The following is a 20,983-nucleotide window of genomic DNA, read 5'->3' as shown; positions in this document are numbered from 1 at the left end:
ATGGGGGATTACTCCATCATGTCCTTGGCTTCATGGTTTACCTTTTTACCTTTTAACAACGGTTCCAGTTCATCTTGAACGCTCTGCTCCCAGAGCGGCACATCTGTGCGATAGGCAGCCCGTCCGTTCAGATGTCCGGCGACCGGAGCCGTGATGAATACAAACAGGATACCTAGCAACAACCGGGCACTGATATAGTTATCGAAGTACCAGAAGTAGAAAAACGTAGCGCTTAGTACACAGAAAACACCCAATGTCATACTTTTGGTTGCGGCATGAGCTCGCAGATATACATCGGGCAGACGAATAAGTCCGAACGCACTGAGGGCACTAAGTAGTGCACCAAGCAGTACGAGTAAACCTATAGCTGTTTCGGCGGTTACCTTAACGATCTCCATCATTTTTGAATACCGCCCCCCGTTCAATATAACGTGCAAATGCCACCGTACTTAGAAAAGCCAGAATACCAATCAGCAAGATGATATCCAGATAGGCCTGAGTTTGCAGCATCATCGACAGAACGGCGACGATGGCAATTACATTGATCCCGATGGTATCCAATGCGGTAATCCGGTCAGCCATGGATGGTCCCCGAAGCACCCTGTACAGGCAACCTAGTATGGCTAGGGAGAGAATGAGCAATGAGATGAACAACAGTGAGGATAACATTAACGCGTCACCTCCATAATTGCTTTTTCGAATGTGTTTTGAATATCATCTCTCATTTTTTGTTCATCCTTTATATCCAGCGCATGGATAAACAATTTTCGCTGATTACCTGAGATCTCAAGTGGCAGAGAACCTGGTGTTAAGGATATAAGCAGACAGAGAAGAGTAACCTCCCAATCTGAGGACAATTGAGTTTTATACGTAAAAATACCTGGCCTTATGTCGAGCTTGGGCTTGATAATCTGGCGTATAACCTCAACGCTGGCTCGCACCAGTTCCTTGAAGAGCAGTGCAATCAATTTGAAGATGGCCCAGACTCGAACAATATAGAAGCGCTGGGGGAAGAATCTGCGCATTCCCCCGATGAGAAGCAGCCCGAGCAGGTAACCTATGAGAAAACCAATACCATTCCAGGCATTGTTCAGAAACATCCATACAAAAGCAATGATAAGATTCAGTACGATCTGAAAGGCCATAGACATCTACTCCTTCAATACGGCATCAATATAAATATTGGGATGCAGTAGAATATCGCCTGCGCGGGAGGTCAATTGGAACATGCCTTCAGCCCCCACACCCATTACGATGATGAAAACAAACAGAATTCCGGCAGGAATCAGCAGACCGTTCACCGCGTAAGGGCGTCTTGTAACCCCGGCAGGCGGTTCGCCCCAGAACGCTTGTATGAAGATGCGCAGTACCGAATATAACATCAACAAGCTCGAAAGCACCGCAATTCCGGTAAGACCATACAAGCCTGCCTGCAAGCCTCCTTCAAAGAGAAGCAACTTTCCCGGAAATCCACTGAATGGCGGCAAACCTGCCAAGGCAAGTGCGCTGATGAAGAACATCCAGCCGAGCAGCGGATAGCGATAGATCAGGCCGCCCATGTTATCGAGCTTGGATGTTCCTGCAACAGCGATTAAGGCACCGCCGAGCAGGAACAATAATGTTTTGATTAACATGTCATGCAGCATATAGAAGAGCAGACCTTCCAGTGCAGGACGACTCGCTGCAGCCATACCGAAAGCAACAAATCCTACACCTGCGACTACGTTATAGATGAGGATCTTGTTTACATCGCGGTATGAGATCGCACCGATGACACCAAGAACCATTGTTGCACCTGCCATCCATCCGATCAGTGCATGGAAGAAATCTGGATCATGATAGAAGATCAGTGTGAATGTTCGCACAATGGCGTACAAACCAACCTTGGTGAGCAACCCTGCGAACAATGCAGTGACAACAGCAGGTGGTGCGGCATAAGAGCCCGACAACCAGAAGAACAGGAACAGTCCGGCCTTGATACTGAATACGATCAGGAAGAGAACAGCAATTAAGGTTATGACACCGCTCTGTCCCACTTCAGCAATTTTTACGGACAAGTCTGCCATGTTCAGTGTGCCAGTAATGGAGTAGAGGAAGCCAATGGAAGCGACAAACAGGGCTGAAGAAACGATATTAATCAAGACATATTTGATCGTTTCACGAAGCTGTCTTTCCGTACTACCCAATACAATCAGTGCATAGGAAGAGATGAGCATCAGTTCAAAGCAGACAAACAAATTGAACAAATCTCCGGTTAGGAATGAACCGTTAACTCCTGCGATCAGAAAATGAAAGAACGGATAGAAGTGATGTTCTTCTCTCTCTTTGTTTACACTGCGGAATGCATATAGCAGACAAGCCAGTGCAATGATGGAAGCGGCGACGACAAGTAGCGCCGATACCATGTCAGCAACAAGCACAATACCATAGGGAGGTGCCCATCCGCCCATATTAAGCGTTAGAACGCCAGACTGAGCTACCCGCGTAATGAGTATCGTTGAGACCGCTGCTGTAAACAAAAGTCCGATGACACTAATGATCCGCTGGATATTTGTTTTTCGGAAAAAGAGCAAAGCCAGAACACCTGTGATTAAAGGCAATAGAATCGGGAGGACGACGAGATTATTCATATGGGCGCCCCCTTACTTCTTCCATATCGTCTGTTTTCAATTTCAGATAGGAGCGATAGGAGAGAACGAAGAAAAAGGCAGTGAGCCCGAAATTAATAACAATTGACGTTAATATTAATGCCTGAGGAAGCGGATCGACATAGCGTTCAGCCATCTCCCCAAGCAGAGGTGGTGCCCCGGTTTTGAGACGTGACATGGTGATCAAAAGCAGATGTACACCATGGGTTAGTATGGACATGCCAAGTACGATTCGGAGCAGGCTCCGCGACAAGATTAGAAAGACGGCAACCGCAAACAGAATGCCCACGGCTACACACATCAATATTTCCATATCAGCGATCCTCCCCGATCTGTAGAATGATGGTCATGGTGACACCCAGCACAGCGAGATACACGCCAAGATCAAACAGCATGGCCGTGGCGAGTTCGGTCTCTCCCAGCAAAGGAAGTTCGAAATATCCGAAGGTCTGACTTAGGAACGGAACTCCGAATATAAATGAACCCGCACCAGTCAGTAACGCTATACCCAATCCGATTCCTGTAAGGACACGGAAGTCAACGGGTAACGCTTTGCGTATCGTATCCGTACTGAATGCCAGGGCAATTAATACGAGCGCTGCCGCTGTGACCAAGCCGCCGATGAAACCTCCGCCCGGATTGTGGTGTCCTGCAAAGAACAGGTGCATGGCAAACGTCAGAATGATGAACACAACGACTTTGGTGGTCGTTTGCAGCAATACATCATTACTCTGCAAGGGTACAGTATCCCAGGAGGATGAGCTGCGTTCCCGGTTACCATATTTTTTCGTATTGTCCGCTTCATCATCCACATCAGGTTCGGACTCCTGTTTTTCTTCCTTCTTGCGGAACTTCAAGCGGGCTCCGAGATCTTTGGCTTCGAGGTTCAGATTAATCATGGAGTAGATGGACAACGAAGCAACGCCTAGTACCATAATCTCCAATAACGTATCGAATCCACGGAAATCAACCAATAACACGTTTACGACATTTTTACCGCCGGCCGAGTCATACGCTTCCTGAAGGAAGAACGTAGATATGCTGTCGAGTGATGCAGTTCCGCTTGCAGCCAGTGCAACAAAAGTCATCACGACACCTACTGCAATCGCTACGATCATATTGACCGTGAGATAACTGCGGCTTGATTTGCCTCGTTGCAGTTCGGGCAGATGGTAGAAACAGAGCAGGAACAACGCAACGGATACCGTTTCAACAATCATCTGCGTCAACGCCAGATCGGGCGCCCGGAAGAGTACGAACAGCAGGGTTACGAGATAACCAACTGCTCCGGTCATAATGACTGCCGACAGTCTGTTCTTGGCAAATGGAATCGAAACCGCGGCACCAATTAGGGTGACTAGCAGGACGACTTCATAGAATGAGAAGGGCGCATTGCCCTGCAGATTCCAGGTAATATTTTCACCTGAACGGAAGAAGGCATAGACCAGTAAAGCAACTGTGAATGAGAAAATATAAACGAGATAACTACGAACCGAGCCATTCATGTAGGCTTCCGTCCATTTGCGTGCATAATGCTGAAGATTATCCAGAACGACATGGTACATATTGTTAATCGTTAATCCTTGTGGATAATGCTCATAAATATTCCTCCATCGTGGCAACAGCTTGTAGAGAGTGATTCCGAGAATCACGACTCCGATCGTCATAATCAGTTCCGGAGTCCATCCATGCCACAGAGAGAAATGTACATCGAAGCGTTCGTTCCCATTCAATAGGGAAGGAAGCACAGCGGCCATTGCCGGTTCGATCAGTGTTCCGGCCAGCAGGTTCGGAAAGAGTCCGAAGATGATGACAAGAATACCGAGAACAACGGGCGGAATGAGCATACCGGCGGGCGCTTCGTGCAGCTTCTCGGCAGGAATATCGCTTTGGCTACGACCGAGGAATGTTTTGAACACGATAATAAGCGCATAGATCAAGGTAAACACACTTGCAAGCCAAGCGAATACCGGCAGTAGAACACTCCAGGACCCAAGTCCAAAGATTCGCAGATGCGTGACTTCGACCATCGCCTGGAAGAATAGCTCCTTGCTCAGGAATCCGTTGAACGGCGGAATACCCGCCATGGCAAGTGAGCCGATCAGTGCTACGGTGAAAGTGATTGGCATGAATGATGCAAGTCCACCGAGCTTCCGAATGTCACGTGTACCCGTCTCATGATCGACAATGCCTACGACCATGAACAGAGCGGCCTTGAAGGTCGCATGATTAAACAGGTGAAGCAGCGCAGCGGTTATCGCCACGGTGTACATCGCAGAGGACTCGCCATATCCGAAGTAGAGAGCAGCAGATCCAACCCCGAACAGGGACATGATCAGACCAAGTTGAGAGATGGTCGAATAGGCGAGAATCGCTTTGAGATCGTTTTTTTTCACCGCCAGGAATGATCCATAACACAGAGTCAGAAGACCAACGCCGGTGACCAGCCAGAACCAAAGTCCCTGTCCACCGAAGATCGGTGTGAACCTTGCCACAACGTACAGTCCAGCCTTAACCATCGTGGCGGAGTGCAGATAGGCACTCACTGGTGTAGGAGCTTCCATGGCATCCGGCAACCAGATATGGAACGGGAATTGGGCTGACTTGGTGAAAGCTCCAATCAGGATCAAGACAAGCGCTGGCAGAAATAGTGCGCTTTCCTGAAACTGTCCCAAACCAGCAATAGTGGCACGAATACTGAACGTTCCGGTAATAAGATACATCATCATGAATCCGGTAAGCATGGCGAAACCGCCAAATACCGTAATCAGGAAGGACTTTTGTGCTCCTGAAGTCGAGGCTTTACGTTTGTAATGAAATGCAATCAACAGGAATGACGTAATACTGGTCAATTCCCAGAATCCGTATAGCACGATCATATTATCAGACAGCACCACGCCCAACATGGCTCCCATAAACATCAACAGATACAGGTAGAAGCGGTTTAGCGCTTCTTTCATATCCATGTAGAAGATGGAGTAGAGAACAACGAGGACACCGATTCCGGTGATTAGCAGTGTCAGCATGAGGCTCAGACCGTCCAGATACAGGTTGAATCCAATGTCCAGTGAAGGAATCCATGGGATATTTCCGGATACGGTATTGCGCTGTGACACAGCGGGAACGAGACTCGCAAAGTATACAAATAATAGTGCCGGGACAAGGAGAACCGGCCATCCCAAATGGATTTTACGGAAAAAACGATGCAGCATGGCAAGAAAAATGCCAGCAGCAAAAGGCAGAATAACAGCAACATGAAGCAGGCTCAACATTACACCCCCAATGTTTAGTATTTCGACTACTCTCTGTGACATACAGGCGCATAATCCTCAAAAGGTTATGCTTGCTCTCTATATTCATAACCCAAGTATGTATATACAGAATCGTGTCTATTCTTTGAATGGAAGAAACACGGTGAAGATTTCAGTATAATATTGTATGGGCATGTATAATAAAAAAACACACAAGTTCCGATAAATATGAAAACGATTAGGGCGTGTCTGAAACTCCGAAGAAGCAGATTTTGCCGAATTTTCGTTCCAAGCCAGGAAGTTTTCCGCAGGCGTGCCGGGGCACGTCAAAGGAAAGTGACGCAGCAGGGGGCGAAAAGGCGGTAAAAGATGCACTTCAGCGAGTTTTGAGACACGTCCGAGGTGACATTCCGTGTACTCTTTGCAGCATAGTTATGTTGAGAAGCAAGATGGTTTCACCGTGTAATGGAGGAAATAATGTCATTCAAAATTAGAACTGTGCTTACAGTCATCTTCGCTGTGTTATCCCTGCTGGTTACCTTGACGATTGGGTCTATTTTTAGCCAAAAGTCATTCGGTGCGGTCGAGACTGAGATTGGTCACTCGCTTACAGGCACGGCCTCACAGGCTTCGGATAAGCTCGATCGGTTCATGGCCGCGCGCGCGGGGGAACTCGACCTGCTGGGCCGAATGGCTTCGCTCGAAGATGGATTCCAACCTGATGAGATTCAGATGCTCCTGGATCAGCTACAAGATAGCTTTCCCTCATTCTCCTGGGTTGGATTCATGGACCCCAAGGGAAAAGTGTTAGCTGCGACAGATGGCATCTTACTGGGGGAAAATTTATCAGAGCGACCTGTGTATCAGGAGGGAATCAAGGGTAAGTTCATTGGAGATGTGCATAACGCAGTACTTCTAGCCAAGCTGCTGCCGAATCCAACGGGAGAGCCGTTGCAATTTGTCGATATCAGTTTTCCGCTGAAGGATAGCAAAGGACATATTCAGGGTGTGCTTGCTGCACATTTAAGCTGGGAATGGGCAAAGGAAGTCGAAGAATCAGTGCTTGCTCCATTGAAAAGAGAAGAAAAGGATATTGAGTTCTTCATTGTGAGCAAAAAAGAACATACCGTCCTGCTGGGGCCCAAGGAATGGATTGGTAAACCACTCATTTTGCCTGGTATCGCAGAGGCTCAGCGCAACAAAAGCAGCTGGTCCATTGAAGAGTGGCCTGATGGTAAGGAATATGTGACAGGGTTTGCCTACAGCCAAGGTCATCTGGATTATCCTGGATTAGGCTGGAGCGTAGTCATTCGACAAGTCAAGTCGACTGCTTTTGCTTCCGTGTTTGACTTGATGTGGTTTAATGTGTGGGCAGGACTTGCCGTTACCGTGCTGTTTGCACTAATTGGCTGGTTTGTCTCGCGTCTGATCTCTGCCCCAATTGTGCGTCTTACCAGGGTAGCCAATCGACTGCGAGTAGGAGAAGATCTGGAGATTCCCGAAAACAAAGGAATTAAGGAGATCGAAGTATTGTCTCGCTCACTTCGGGATATGCTGACCTCTCTTACGAATAAAAACTCAGAGCTGGTTGTGATGCAGAATCTGGCGCATTTTGATCAGTTGACTAATCTGCCGAATCGCACTGCCCTGGAAGCGTATCTGGAAGAGTCATTGGAGACTGAAAGTGAAGATCATACGCTAACTTTTCTCTATCTGGATCTTGATGGATTCAAACGTGTCAACGATACGCTTGGCCATCAGGTTGGAGATGTTCTGCTACAAAAAGTGGCCCAGCGTCTATCCGCTCTTGGTCAGGAGAAGGGCATAACGGTCCGCTTGGGTGGAGATGAATTCCTGATTGTACTTCAGTCGGTTGGAAGCCATCCGAGGGAAGAAGCCAGTGCTTATGCAGAAGCCGTCATTCAAAGTCTGAACAAACCGTTTATTATTGATTACGAGCGAATTCGGATTGGATGCAGCATCGGTGGGGCTGAATATCCAACCAACAGCAATAACCCAAGTGAGATTATCCGGATGGCGGATGAAGCGTTATATGCGTCCAAACGTGCTGGCAAGAACAGAATGACATTTTATTCCGAGTTGAAGCAGGATCGATAGCGTATAATAACATTAGCTGGGTTATCCCAATTATCTTTGTGCCTATCAGCGTATAGACAAGGAGGGGTGAAATGTCTGGAAAATATACAACGGTACCTTACGGTTATGAGCCACCTGCAGCCAGCCGTAAAGGCACACTGACTTTTTATGACTCGTTCGAACATGTGACGGATGAGCAACTCGAACGCGCCGTTGCAACGGTGGATGCTCGTTCATTCATACAGCTTGTGCTGTATCCTTTACACGAGAGTACGTTTAAGCGTATGAGCAAGGAACCCATACAGGCATATTACAAAAGAGAAGACCGCCTGCATGATTGGCGGCGGGAACATCCGACTTCACGTATACGTGTGGAGGGGCTTGAGGGTAAGAGGAAAAAATATACGCCTGTAGATAGCGCACTGCGCCATATCACTGCGGAGTATCCACCTCCTCATTTCTTGTATATGACGGTAGAGATGGCAAATCGGTTTGCCTCATTTGATTCCTTCAAGGATTGGATCAAAGAGCTGCGTCTCATCATCGATGGACCATCAGGCGAGCTTCATTCCAGGCTTGAGCAAAATCGCCATCGCTGGGAATGGGCGGAATAAGAATTTAGACGTATGAATGAGATCGGCCCGCTAATCAGATGCAAACCCCAAAAAAAGTTGTGTTGTACAGACCGGAATTTCGGTGTACAGCACAACTTTTTTTAATTTGTTTTCTCTACCAAGGACGAAGTCAGATCAAGTGATGTTACGGTTTTATTTTTACCTGTTCGTTTGGCGGCATACAGACAGGCATCGACTTCCTCAAACAATTTATCTTTGCTTAGATGAGGACTGTAGCTTTTGAGACCGATACTAACCGTGATGGAAGCACCTTCAAGTTCCAGATGGCCCATCAGGGCTATCTTCTGACGAATCTGTTCCACTAGAGCATAGGCCTGCTTGAAAGATTGCTCAAACATCAATAGGGCGAACTCTTCGCCCCCGTAACGTGCTGCAATATCACTTGAGGTAATGGTTTCCTGAATGATCAGGGACACTTTCTCCAGAATGATGTCACCAGCCCGATGACCATACGTATCATTAATGGATTTGAAGTCATCAATATCAATCAGGGCCAGATGCAGACTCATGCCACTGTTTGCATATTCAAAAGCTTTTTCGTAATAATCCTTGAATGAGCTTTGATTATAAAGGTTGGTTAAACCGTCTGTTTTGGACTGTTTGGTCATAATGGCATTTCGCACAATAAGATCCTGCTTGGCAAGCATGCTGGCCTGAAGATCATCAAGCACCTCAACGCCGCTGGTTACGATAACTTGTGCTACATATGTACCTAGGATTAGAAAAGCAGGAATGGAAACCATGTCAAATGAAGACAGGTACAATCGGTAGGCTGGATCGAACAATACCAGAAAGTAACCAGCCATCTGCATCAGAAAGACAATCCAGACTCTCTTTTTACTGAAAAACAGCACCGAAGCGAAGATGGGCAACAGGCAGATGGCTAATATGATTCGAATGTCATAATTGACATGAATAATCGTCCAGGCGATAACCGTGCTGGCTATGGACATGGTGTAGAAGGAATAGGAACTGAAGCGCCGATCAACCCAACTCGCGAACAAAATACAAGAACTGCTGATGGCTGTAGGCCAGAACAGGACATTTATCAAGAAATCTTGAGGTGTGCGATCATACACCAGGAACAGGAAACAGCCAACCTGAATGGCAAAATGTGCAATGATGACAACCCAGTAGGCATGGAGCATTTTTTGAATCCATTTGGAATGCTTGAACTCGTATTCTGTGGGGATGTGGCTATTGTGCGTATGGAAACTTTTCATATATCACCGCTGACTGCATCATAATGGTACGACAGAATGACTCTCGTATAAATTGATTATAAATCACAATGAACAAAACGCAAATGATTATATTTTAAGCATGAGAACTAAGCTTACATTATATCACATAGAAGACAGAAACTTTACGAAAAGGGACATACAAATTTCGGAGAGAGCATCATAGACTGTTAAAAGGCTCCGTTTCATAAGATTGTAATTCTTGCTGAAGGGAGGTGAATTCTATTCCTCTTGTCGTTCGTTCTACCGTCAACGCTACGGGAGCAATTACGTTTACGGGTAATACGCTTGGACTGAGTCGTTCGGAAACAGCGGGGGTACCTGGAACACAGGACAGTATTGGAGGTTTTACCACAACGAACAGCACTCTCCAGTACGGCACCTACCCACTGGGAACGACAAGCTTGTACCAGAGTAACAGTTCCGCGGCCATCCTTGTTCTTCCTGCCGGAAGTACCGTTCTGTATGCGGAATTAATCTGGGGCGGGAGTTATATCAATGGAACTGTCAATCTGAGCTCAGCGATCAACAATCCGGTTACGTTCATCACCCCTGCCGGTTCATTCAGTGTTACACCTGACCCGGTGACTTACAATCAGTTCGATCTGGGGAACAACGCCGCAGGTTATGTACGTTCAGCCAACGTGACGACGCTTGTACAAAATGGGGGAGCAGGTACATATATCACTGGAGCAGTCGTGGGAACGATTGTGATTACGAATGATGCTACAGCCAATCATGCCGGGTGGACGCTTGGCGTTATTTATCAGAATCCCAATCTCCCTTTTCGTAATATGTCTTTACGTGCAGGCGGCGTACTTGTGCAATCCACTTCACCACCGGTCGTAACAACATTGACTGGATTCGCAACCCCACTTTCCGGTGTACTCGGAGGAAGAGCGCTGTTCAGTGCCCAGGAAGGTGACGCGAATCGAACAGGTGATCAGGCATTATTCGGGCCGACCTCTGCGACTTCAGTGGCCTTATCCGGACCTAACAATCTGGCTGCGAACTTCTTTGCATCCCAAATCAATGGTGATACGGGAGCGCTTAACACAACGGGCACCTTTGGAACTCGAAATCAGATCAACGGAGCTCCGGGTTCCAACATTGTAGGTGGTCGTCAAGGCTGGGATATCACCAATGTGGATGTGTCTGCCAGGCTGATTAACAATCAATCTTCGGCAGTGCTTACGCTAACGACTTCAGGCGATGCGTACATCGTTAATGGCAATGCCATTCAGGTCGATATTAACGCACCTAGAATTACCGTATCGAAGGGATCAACGGCCACCGGTGCGGTAGCGGGGGATAGCATTCTCTATACGGTTACGGTTGCCAATGCAGGTACGGCCAGTGCCGCCAGTGTAGTTCTATCCGACTCATTGCCTGCAGGACTTACTTTTATTCCTGGGAGCGTCACAGTTGCAGGTGTATCCCGCCCAACCCTGGATATAACCGCGGGTATTCCGCTGGGTGCATTAAACCTCTCCAGCAATATTGTTGTAACCTACCGGGCACTTATCGGACAGGATGCAAGCATCTTGCAGCTTGTAAACTCGGCCAATGCAGCTTTTACATTCCAGAGTGTGGCAGGAGGGCCGACGATTACTGGCGTAATTCCCTCCAACAACTCCACACTTCCTGTATATTCACCGAACCTGTCCATTGTGAAGTCGGGGAGTACCACTAATGCCACGGTGGGTGACACGGTAACGTACACGCTTCAGGTAAACAATGGAGGGAATGTTGCGGCTAGCGTCACATTGACAGATAACATCCCAAGTGGCAGTTCGTATGTAGCAGGCAGCTTCCGCCTGAACGGAAATGTCATTGCAGGCGCCAATCCCGCGACTGGTGTGAATTTGGGCAGCCTTGCTGCGGGCAGCGCGAATACCGTCACCTTTCAAGTGCTTGTCACAAGCTTGCCTACACCGCCAACCCTTGTGGATCAGGCTACTGCTTCGTATTCGTATAACTCGCCTGACGGAAGGACTATAACAGGAACAATAGCGTCTAACACCTTGACGATTCCGGTGACATTACCCAATGTTACCGCAGTTAAATCGGCTTCCGTGAGTGACGTAGCCGTAGGGGAGACATTCACCTACACGGTGGTTACCACGAACGGTGGCATCCAACCGATTAACAATGTGATTCTTACGGATGCTCTCCCTGCAGGCACTATATTTGTTCCGGGGAGTGTGACTGTAAGGGGAGCTGTCGTTGCATCGGCTAATCCAAACAGTGGTATATCTGTTGGAACATTGACTGCGGGAAGTTCCGCGACGGTGACGTTTCAGGTAACGGTTCAATCCTTGCCTGCATCAGGATCGCTGCTTAATCGGGCTTCTGTGTCCTATAGTTCAGGTACCTTTACGGGCATTTCCAACTCCAATTCGATTACTACCCCTGTGTACCAGCCGATCATTGCGATTAACAAGTCGGCGAGTCAAACAAATGCGACGCTGGGAGATCAGCTTGCATATACACTTGTGGTGACAAGCAGCGGAAACATAGCAGCTCAAGTTACGGTAACCGATACCATCCCTGCAGGATTGACGTTTGTTCCAAATTCGGTAACGGTGAATGGTACTGCACGTCCGGGAACCAGCCCTTTAACCGGAATAACGCTGGGCAGCCTCTCGCCAGGAGCCACGGCAACGGTCGTGTTTCGCGCAACACTGAGTACTCTTCCATCTCCGCCAACACTGGAGAATCAGGGTACCGCAACTTATACGTACCAACTTCCGAGCGGACGAAATCTCTCAGGCTCAAGTCAATCCAATATCGTTCGCATAGCTGCATCGGCCCCTAATATTTCGATTAGCAAAACGGTAAATACACCTGATGCGACTGTGGGTGACATCCTTACCTATACCGTTATTGCAACCAATGCCGGAATTAGTGCGGTCCAAAATCTGGTGATTTCGGATACGCCAACCGGCTCGGAGTTTGTGCCGGGCAGTGTCACCATTAACGGAACAGCTTCCGCAAGTGCAAGTCCGGTCTCAGGCATTGTTATCGGAACCTTAAACAGCTCAAGCAGCGTCACCGTGACCTACCAGACCAGAGTGACGTCTGTTCCTTCCACAGGATCAGCTACCAACCGTGCCAGCGCAGCCTTTACGTCGGGAAGTTTTAATGGCATCTCTTCATCGATTACGGTGAGTACACCCATATTTCAGCCCGTCATTCAAGTGGTGAAATCAGCAAGTACAACGAATCTGACGGTAGGAGATACCTTTAATTACAGTATTCAGATTAACAACACAGGTAACATTGCAGCTTCGGTCACCTTGACCGATCCGATTCCTGCGGGAGCTGTTTTCAGTACGAACAGTGTCATTATTAATGGTGTACCTACACCAGGTGTAAGTCCGGTAACAGGTATTAGTTTGGGCTCAATTCCAGCCAACTCAAGCACAACCGTTACTTTTGTTGCAACGGTCACAAGTTTGCCTGATTCCAGACAATTGACTAACCAGGCGGTTGGTTCGTTCTCCTACACACTGCCAAGTGGAAGAGCGATTGCCGGATTCTCGTCATCCAACACCATCACGATTCCTGTCTCTCTGCCCAATGTAACAATTGTAAACAGTGATAATGTAGAGTACGGCGTAGTGGGGGATGTCATCAGGTACACATCTGTTATTCGCAACAACGGAACCGTAGCAGTTAACAATGTGGTATATGTCAATCCTCTTCCTCCGAATACCCCATTTGTACCCGGAAGCGTCATTGTGAACGGGACTTCATTCCCGCTCTCCAATCCGACCGCCGGTATTCCAATCGGTACTTTGGCTCCAGGAGCTGAGGTTACCGTAACTTTTGAGGTGACGATTACCATGCCGATCCCTTCGCAGATTAACAATCAGTCGACGGTCAGTTTCACATCCGGTTCATTTTCGGGGTCATCCTCGTCCAATACAACACAGACTCCGGTTATCCAACCGCAGATTTCACTCGTCAAAACGGCCAATACAGTCAATGCCACTGTAGGTGATACGGTAGTATACACGGTGACTGTCAGCAACACGGGCAATTTGCAGGCCAATGTTACCGTCACAGATACGATTCCTGCTGCGACTTCATTTGTAGCCAACAGTGTTGTTGTATCAGGTGTGCCGCAGCCTGGAGCGGCGCCGGGAACGGGTATTCCGGTAGGCATTGTTGCAGCTGGGGCAACCGCGGTTGTTACGTTTGCAGTAGTTGTAGATACACTTCCGTCTCCACAGCAGCTTAGCAACTTTGCTACATCTTCCTTTACCTTTACACCTCCTGATGGACGTACGTTAACAGGAACAGCCACTTCAAATACGCTGACTTTTCCGGTCTCTTCTCCAAACGTTGCTGTCGTTAAAAGTACATCTTCAACTGCGGCAGCGGTAGGTGATACCGTCACTTACTCCGTTCAGGTAACAAACAGTGGCATAGCTCCTGTGAACAATATCCAGTTTTCGGACCCGGTCCCTGCTGGGGCTTCCTTTGTCACAGGCAGTGTCACCGTGAATGGTGTAGCGCAACCTGCAGCCAACCCGGCAGGCGGGATATCACTCGGCACACTTGCTCCAGGAGCGTCTACAACTGTAACTTTTACCTTCCGTGTGGATGCGATACCGCCAAGCGGCCAGCTGAGTAATCGATCCACAGTGAGTTTTACATCAGGGGCTTTCTCGAGCACAACGTTTTCCAATACGGTGGTCACGCCGGTATTCCAGCCCATTCTCTCTGCAACAAAGACGGCAAGTACACAGAACGCGACCGTAGGTGACACGGTTAGCTACACGGTCACTGTATCCAACACGGGTAACTATGGAGCCCAGATTAACTTGACGGACAATATCCCGACGGGAACCATTCTCGTTCCAAACAGTGTCATTGTGAATGGACAGCCGTTGCCTGCTGCCAATCCAGCAACAGGTATTTCAGCAGGCACTGTCGCTGCCGGTGCGACAACAACTATTACTTTTTCCGTGGTTATCGATACGCTGCCGTCACCGCAACAACTGGTGAATCAGGCTTCGGTGGCTCTTTCCTTCACATTACCGGACGGTCGGACGATTACAGGCTCTGTTCTGTCCAATGTACTCACCATCACCGTGTCAGCTCCGGATGTCGCTGTAGTGAAATCGACGACATCTACGTCGGTATCTGTTGGCGATATTGTGACATACAGCGTAGCAGTGACTAATAACGGTATTGCGACGGTCAACAATGTAGTCTTTACAGATGCGATACCGGCAAGCACTGTTCTTGCGCCAACTGGTGTATTTGTGGATGGGGTTCTCCGTCCAGCTGCCAACCCCTCAACCGGGATTACCATTGGTTCTATTGCGCCTGGGGCTACCGTGACTGTCGTATTTAGTGTTCAAGTTACTTCGCTCCCGGCAAGTGCCGTTTTGAACAATCAATCCACGGTCAGCTTTACATCAGGCGCGTTCTCAGCTACGACGTTCTCCAATACGGTTACCACGCCAGTGTTCCAGCCGATCCTGACGGCGGTCAAAACGGGGGATCAGACGATAGCCACAGTAGGGGATACCGTTGTTTACAGTATTGCCATCTCCAATGCCGGGAACTATGGGGCCTCGGTTACGTTGACGGATACGATCCCTGCGGGAACGGAACTTGTACCCAATAGCGTTATCGTCAATGGTGCATCTGTACCGGGTGCCGATCCGGCTTCGGGCATTCCGCTGGGCGTTGTGTCAACAACAACCATGGTCATGTTCTCGGTTGTCATTGTCACTCTTCCGTTAAGCCAATCCATTACGAACCAGGCTTCTGCAACTTTTACGTATACACTGCCAGACGGAAGAACGTTGGGAGGCAGTCTAACATCCAATTCGCTCAACATTCAGGTATCTGCACCGGATGTAAGTGTAACGAAGACAACAACGTCGGTAGATGCAGTGGTCGGCGACACCATTGTGTACCAGATGGTTGTGACCAACAACGGAATTGATCCCGTTAACAATGTGGTACTAACCGATCCGATCGATCCAGCTACCACATTTGTCGCTGGAAGTGTTCTGGTGGATGGTGTTCCGCGTACCTCGGCTAACCCAGCACTGGGCATTGCCATTGGATCACTGGCTCCAGGAGCCTCAGCAGCAATATCCTATGCAGTGCGAGTCAATACGCTGCCTACACCACCTGTTGTGAGCAGTCAGTCTGCCGTAAGTTTCACATCGGGTGTCTTCTCGGGTGCTTCATATTCGAATATCGTAGTCACACCAATTTATCAACCGATTATAGCTGTAACGAAGACAGCCAATACATCCAATGCAACGATTGGTGATACCATCGTGTACTCTTTCTCCATTATTAACAGTGGAAATTTGGCTGCCAATCTGACCTTGACAGATAACATTCCGGATGGAGCTGTGCTTCTTCCAAACAGTGTATTAATTAATGGTGTTCCGCAGCCAGGAGCCAATCCGGAAACAGGCATTGTTGTAGGCATCATACCGCCAGGGGGATCCGTTACTGTAACTGTCACTCTAGAAGTTACCGTGGATTCGCTGCCGCAAGATCAGCGGTTGACTAACCAAGCCGTGGCCAATTATACATTTAGTCCGCCGGATGGTCGTCAGTTGACAGGTACCGTATCTTCGAACGTTCTGGTAATCCCTGTTTCTGCACCTAACGTGACAGTTGTCAAAAGTACTGATGCCATTGATGCTGTTGTTGGTGATGTGATCACCTATACGGTTGTTGTTACAAACGCCGGTATAGAAGTGGTTAATAATGTGGTCATGGTTGACCCTGTACCCGTAGGAACGGTGTTTGTACCTGGAAGCGTAACGGTGGATGGGGTAGCAAGACCAACCGGCAATCCGAATACCGGAATAACACTTGGATCGATTGCTGCTGGTGCTTCGGTGACCGTGACATTCAGAGTAGAGGTCGTGGTGATATGAGCCAATCTTCCGGTCCGTTGTCCCACTGGCTACAGAATCAGTCCCTGGTTCGATTCAGCTCGGGTACGACTGAACTGGAACAGGTGGCCTATTCCAATACCGTAGTCACCCCATGGGTTGGACCCAAACTTGAAGTAAGAAAGGGATCCAATGTGACTGTAGCTGCCCTGGGGCAGTCGCTCACTTATCAGATTGAGATTACGAATTCTGGTAATCGAACCGCCATCGTGCATGTAGTGGATCCGCTCTCTGAAGATACGTCACTGCTTCCGAACAGTGTGCTTCGTGATGGGATTCCATTACCTGGTGCATCACCCCAGCTTGGGCTGCCTCCTGCGGAGGTCGCGCCGGGAGCCACACTGCGCTACCACTTTCAAGTTGTCATCGTGCGTTTGCCTCCGACATTGAAGCTGTTGAATCAGGCGCAGGTAAACTATGAATTTCTAACACCAGAAGGCAGAACGGTTAAAGGCAGAGAACTTTCCAATGCGGTTGAGGTCATTCTAGCCTCATCCCGTTTGGAAGTGGTCCTTCAGTCGGACCATATCTCGACCTTCTCAGGGGATATGGTTTTGTATAGTGTCGTTGTGAGCAATCCTGGATTTCTGACAGCTACAGGTGCCAAGGTGACTATCGCTTTGGCTCCTGGTCTTGTATTTATTCCTGCAAGTGTTGTAATCAATGGAATGTTCGCACCCCAGATGACCCCGGATTCTGGAATAGAGATCGGTGACATTGAGCCCGGAAGTGCGGTTACTATTCAATATCGGGTACAGGTTGTATCGGTAAAGGATGCTGAAAGCATTCCAACTCAGGCGGTGCTGGAGTACACTTCTGCAGGCAAGCAGGAGATCGTTTATTCAAACAAAGTTACACTTGAAGTCATCCAGCCTTTTATTTCGATTCAAAAAAAGGTACATCCGGTAGTTGTCTCATTGGATGACATTGTACGATATGACATTACCATTGCGAATGAAAGTAATTATGCGGTGGATGCCAAAGTATCAGATTCATTGCCTGCTGGCATGACGTTTGTTGAAGGGAGCCTCAGCTGGAATGGAGTCAAGCGACCCGGGGTCAATCCGGTCAAAGGAGTTAGTCTGGGGACATTGACTGCACGGTCTATCGTCAATATTCAATTTGAAGCAAAGATTATAGAACAAGGGACGGCTATGTCTAATCCATCCGAGCTGGTTAACCAAGCGCGTCTCTTGTATACGTATCGATTGCCGGATTCACGAACGGTGCAGCGCATAGCTGCTTCCAACGAAGCAACGGTCTACCTGAAAAGCCCGTTGATCAATGTTCACGTTGAAGTAAATCCTAATCTAGTCGAGCAGGGAGGCTCCGTATCTTTTCAGGTGCGGGTCGAGAATACAGGCTCTCTGTCTGCCCGTGTACAATTGACAGGCGTTCTTCCACCCGGAGCCAAATGGCGTGGTCAGGAGGAAGGTCAGGTTCAATGGAACATACCCGAATACTCTTCGCCAAGATATCTTCATCTGGGGGAACTGCTCCCGGGTGCGGAGAAAAATATTTTCTATGTAGCGCAGCTGTCTCCGGAGGAAACAGGAACGCTGAATGGTTTCCTGACTGCCCTGTACACCTATGAACTGAACGGACAGAGACGAAGTGGTGAAGCTCGATCGAACGAGTACATGATTGTTATCGAATACCGTGAAGAATAACGCCAACTAGTTTACGAAGATGAAATGGAATTTGCCCCAATCGATTGACATGACATTACACGAACGCAAATGAATGGTATACTAATTGAATACGAACTCGGCAATCAACCCGTGGAATCGGGACGTCGGAGTAGAGGAGGCAGCCACATTGGCAAAAGCAAAAGTAGCAAAAAGACCTACACGGGATGAATTCGAACTTGAAGAGTTGGGAAATCAACTAGTTGAAGCTTTTCGGGAGCGTTCGGAAGTACTGTTGACCGTATGGGGGAAGGAAGACCAGGTGCAAGGAGTCATTGTCAAAATGGACTCCCGTACACGACTCGTGCATGTAGAGTATACCGAAGAAGAGTTCACGGCAAAGGTGCCTTTTCTGGATATCATGCGTGTACAATCTCCCCGTTATTAAGAAATGCAATTTTAAATATTAGGGCATCCGCCCTGTCAAAGTCGTTCTTCCTGCATAAGATAACCCATACCTGTTGCAGAGGAGGTACGGTCAATGAGCGAAGTATTAGGTGGAGAAACAAGAGGCTACGGATACGGAGGTTTCACTTCTGTAGGTGCCATTCTGGTTCTGTTCATCCTGTTGGTTATCATCTCCAAAGCGTTCTTGGTATAATTGCATTTATCTAAAGAATGAAAGAAGCTCTGCCATCGCGGCAGAGCTTTTTTGTTCGTTCAGTCATTGGCGAATTTTGTAGAAAATCGGTGTAAGTCCAGCTGACGTTATGTTAGAATATAACCATCCCTAGAGAAAGAAAGAGGTGTTTGGATAATGAGCCAAGAGTTAACAGCATCTTTAAATGAACAGATGAACTTCGAGTTCTATTCCGCTCATGTATATCTGGCTATGGCAGCCTATTGTTCTAGCAAGAGTCTGGATGGATTTGCGAACTTCTTCATCGTGCAAGCCGAAGAGGAGCGATTCCATGGTATGAAAATATACAAATTCCTGAATGATCGTGGACAACGTGCCACACTAGCGGCTTTGCCAGAACCGAAGAATGAATATGCTTCGATGCTGGATGTGTTTGAGCATGGTTATGCTCATGAACAGCAGAACACGAAAAAATTCTACAATCTGGCTGACATCGCTCTGAATGAACGTGAACATGCAACGATGTATTTCCTGAAATGGTTCATTGATGAGCAGGTTGAAGAGGAAGCATTGTTTGACAACATTATTCAGAAGTTGCGCCGGATCGAAAAAGATAGCAATGCCTTCTACATGCTGGATGCCGAGTTTGGCAAACGTTCATTCACTGCACCAGCTGAATAAATGCACGTAAGGAGTCGGCGAGATTCCAAAAACAGAAGACATGTACATACGGCAGGTGGAAATCACCCTCATAACAAAGGAGGGAGTTCTCCTCGCAAGGGATGACGGGTTAATGCCATATGCTGATTGAAGACGAAAAAAGCTTGCACTTGTGCAGGCTTTTTTTGCATGCATAGCTATTTAATTATTGTATTGATTTTCTTAAATTGGAGCAAAAGTCTATCAAAATTCTGAATGTGGGTAATAAAGGATATGTCACAATTGATCTATCCTGACGGGATCTTTTTTTGCTCAAATCTATCAAATTCGTATTAAATTTTAGGTTTATCTGACAAAAGTGTAACTCTACCGTAGCCTTTGAAGCGAGAATAGGAGTCGCTACCTTTGATAGTATTAGGATTAATCGCCAAGGGATGAAGGTAGAAAAACATGGACACCCGGGGAAATATAACACACAAGGGAGATTTTTAATGATGTTACATATTCGCAAATCTATCATGGTCACACTTGCTATTTTACTAATCATTCCACTTTTATTGCCGCAGTCGGTATCTGCCCAATCTGCTACATCCAAGGATCGTGCAAGCAAAACAAATTCCAAGATCATATACCTGACTTTTGATGATGGGCCAACCGCTCACACAGGTCAATTACTGGACATATTGGATCAGTATAATGCGAAGGCAACATTTTTCATGCTAGGTCCTCAGATGGAGAAATTTCAGAAGGCTACTAAACGAATCGTAGCTGACGGGCATGGATTGGGTCTGCATGGCGTGAGTCACGTTCCTAGCAAATTCTATAAATCTGCCTATAGCGGACTGAAAGAGATGCAACAGGCAAATGTAAGTCTGAACAAGGTTGCCGGAGTAAAAACAAGTCTCATTCGGACGCCATATGGCAGTAAACCATACCTTAAATCGGCTTTCCGTAATGTTCTGCTGGGTCAAGGTGGATTCCATCTGTGGGATTGGAATGTCGATTCGGAAGACTGGAAATACAAGCAAGATCACCAGAAAGTCTATAACAGTGTAATGAAGCAGATCCACAATGTACAAAAGAGCGGAACTACACCTGTTGTGCTTATGCACGACCAAGAAGCGACACTGAAAGTTCTGCCACAAGTATTGAAAACATTGAAGGCAGAAGGGTATCGCTTTGAAATATTAAGCAAGAAAGTGCAGCCGGTTAACTTCTGGAATGACAAGCGTTAATCTT

The 20,983-nt window shown here is 47.7% G+C and carries 15 protein-coding genes; 8 read left to right on the top strand and 7 right to left on the bottom strand.

The features are described from left to right. Positions 1 to 8: 8 nt before the first annotated feature. Genes mnhG through MHH93_RS05260 form a run of 6 tightly spaced genes read right to left on the bottom strand, consistent with a single transcriptional unit; the run spans position 9 to position 5,917 of the window. Positions 9 to 401 (bottom strand): monovalent cation/H(+) antiporter subunit G, encoded by a 393-nt coding sequence (gene mnhG / locus MHH93_RS05285; RefSeq protein WP_076249568.1) that lies wholly within the window; start codon positions 399 to 401, stop codon positions 9 to 11. Continuing rightward, entirely contained in the window at positions 385 to 669 is a 285-nt protein-coding gene (locus MHH93_RS05280) for a Na(+)/H(+) antiporter subunit F1 (RefSeq protein ID WP_017688855.1), read from the bottom strand. The genes mnhG and MHH93_RS05280 overlap by 17 nt, the downstream gene beginning before the upstream one ends. Beyond that, complete coding sequence (locus MHH93_RS05275; RefSeq protein WP_500053110.1) at positions 669 to 1,145, bottom strand: Na+/H+ antiporter subunit E; 477 nt, start codon at positions 1,143 to 1,145, stop codon at positions 669 to 671. The genes MHH93_RS05280 and MHH93_RS05275 overlap by 1 nt, the downstream gene beginning before the upstream one ends. Positions 1,146 to 1,151: 6 nt before the next feature. Beyond that, positions 1,152 to 2,630 (bottom strand): Na+/H+ antiporter subunit D, encoded by a 1,479-nt coding sequence (locus MHH93_RS05270; protein WP_500053109.1) that lies wholly within the window; start codon positions 2,628 to 2,630, stop codon positions 1,152 to 1,154. After that, complete coding sequence (locus MHH93_RS05265; protein ID WP_036670645.1) at positions 2,623 to 2,961, bottom strand: Na(+)/H(+) antiporter subunit C; 339 nt, start codon at positions 2,959 to 2,961, stop codon at positions 2,623 to 2,625. The genes MHH93_RS05270 and MHH93_RS05265 overlap by 8 nt, the downstream gene beginning before the upstream one ends. 1 nt (position 2,962) lies before the next feature. Next, complete coding sequence (locus MHH93_RS05260) at positions 2,963 to 5,917, bottom strand: Na+/H+ antiporter subunit A (protein ID WP_500053335.1); 2,955 nt, start codon at positions 5,915 to 5,917, stop codon at positions 2,963 to 2,965. A 459-nt stretch (positions 5,918 to 6,376) separates the two neighbouring features. Here MHH93_RS05260 and MHH93_RS05255 point away from each other — a divergent pair, with 459 nt between their 5' ends. Together MHH93_RS05255 and MHH93_RS05250 are read left to right on the top strand one after the other, a co-directional pair. Beyond that, complete coding sequence (locus MHH93_RS05255) at positions 6,377 to 8,017, top strand: PDC sensor domain-containing protein (protein ID WP_500053108.1); 1,641 nt, start codon at positions 6,377 to 6,379, stop codon at positions 8,015 to 8,017. 71 nt (positions 8,018 to 8,088) lie between these two features. Then, a complete protein-coding gene (locus MHH93_RS05250; protein WP_500053107.1) occupies positions 8,089 to 8,610 on the top strand; it encodes a hypothetical protein in 522 nt (173 codons plus the stop codon). Positions 8,611 to 8,711: 101 nt separating this feature from the next. Here MHH93_RS05250 and MHH93_RS05245 read toward each other — a convergent pair whose 3' ends face one another. After that, the gene (locus tag MHH93_RS05245; protein ID WP_500053106.1) at positions 8,712 to 9,854 is read right to left on the bottom strand and encodes a GGDEF domain-containing protein; all 1,143 of its coding nucleotides are present in this window, start codon (positions 9,852 to 9,854) and stop codon (positions 8,712 to 8,714) included. Positions 9,855 to 10,087: 233 nt separating this feature from the next. Between MHH93_RS05245 and MHH93_RS05240 the strand changes: the two genes are divergently transcribed. From MHH93_RS05240 to MHH93_RS05215, 6 genes are all read left to right on the top strand, one after another. After that, positions 10,088 to 16,798 carry a CLIPPER-2 domain-containing protein gene (locus MHH93_RS05240; protein WP_500053105.1) on the top strand — a complete coding sequence of 2,237 codons (6,711 nt, stop codon included), beginning with the start codon at positions 10,088 to 10,090 and terminating at the stop codon, positions 16,796 to 16,798. Next, positions 16,795 to 18,486 (top strand): COG1361 family protein, encoded by a 1,692-nt coding sequence (locus tag MHH93_RS05235; RefSeq protein ID WP_500053104.1) that lies wholly within the window; start codon positions 16,795 to 16,797, stop codon positions 18,484 to 18,486. The genes MHH93_RS05240 and MHH93_RS05235 overlap by 4 nt, the downstream gene beginning before the upstream one ends. Before the next feature lie 148 nt (positions 18,487 to 18,634). After that, complete coding sequence (locus MHH93_RS05230) at positions 18,635 to 18,892, top strand: YolD-like family protein (RefSeq protein WP_036608707.1); 258 nt, start codon at positions 18,635 to 18,637, stop codon at positions 18,890 to 18,892. 93 nt (positions 18,893 to 18,985) lie between these two features. After that, positions 18,986 to 19,105, top strand: coding sequence for a hypothetical protein (locus MHH93_RS05225; protein ID WP_017688846.1), 120 nt, complete (start codon positions 18,986 to 18,988; stop codon positions 19,103 to 19,105). A 156-nt stretch (positions 19,106 to 19,261) separates the two neighbouring features. Continuing rightward, on the top strand, positions 19,262 to 19,765 hold the full coding sequence (locus MHH93_RS05220) for a ferritin (protein WP_253434589.1): 504 nt from the start codon (positions 19,262 to 19,264) through the stop codon (positions 19,763 to 19,765). A 470-nt stretch (positions 19,766 to 20,235) separates the two neighbouring features. After that, positions 20,236 to 20,979, top strand: a complete 744-nt coding sequence (locus tag MHH93_RS05215) for a polysaccharide deacetylase family protein (RefSeq protein WP_500053103.1) — start codon at positions 20,236 to 20,238, stop codon at positions 20,977 to 20,979. Positions 20,980 to 20,983 lie beyond the last annotated feature (4 nt).

The organism is Priestia sp. FSL H7-0729 (genome assembly GCF_038005685.1).
Classification (GTDB): Bacteria; Bacillota; Bacilli; order Paenibacillales; family Paenibacillaceae; genus Paenibacillus.
Note: the sequence above shows the minus strand (reverse complement) of the source record. Positions and strands in the feature narration are given on the sequence as shown.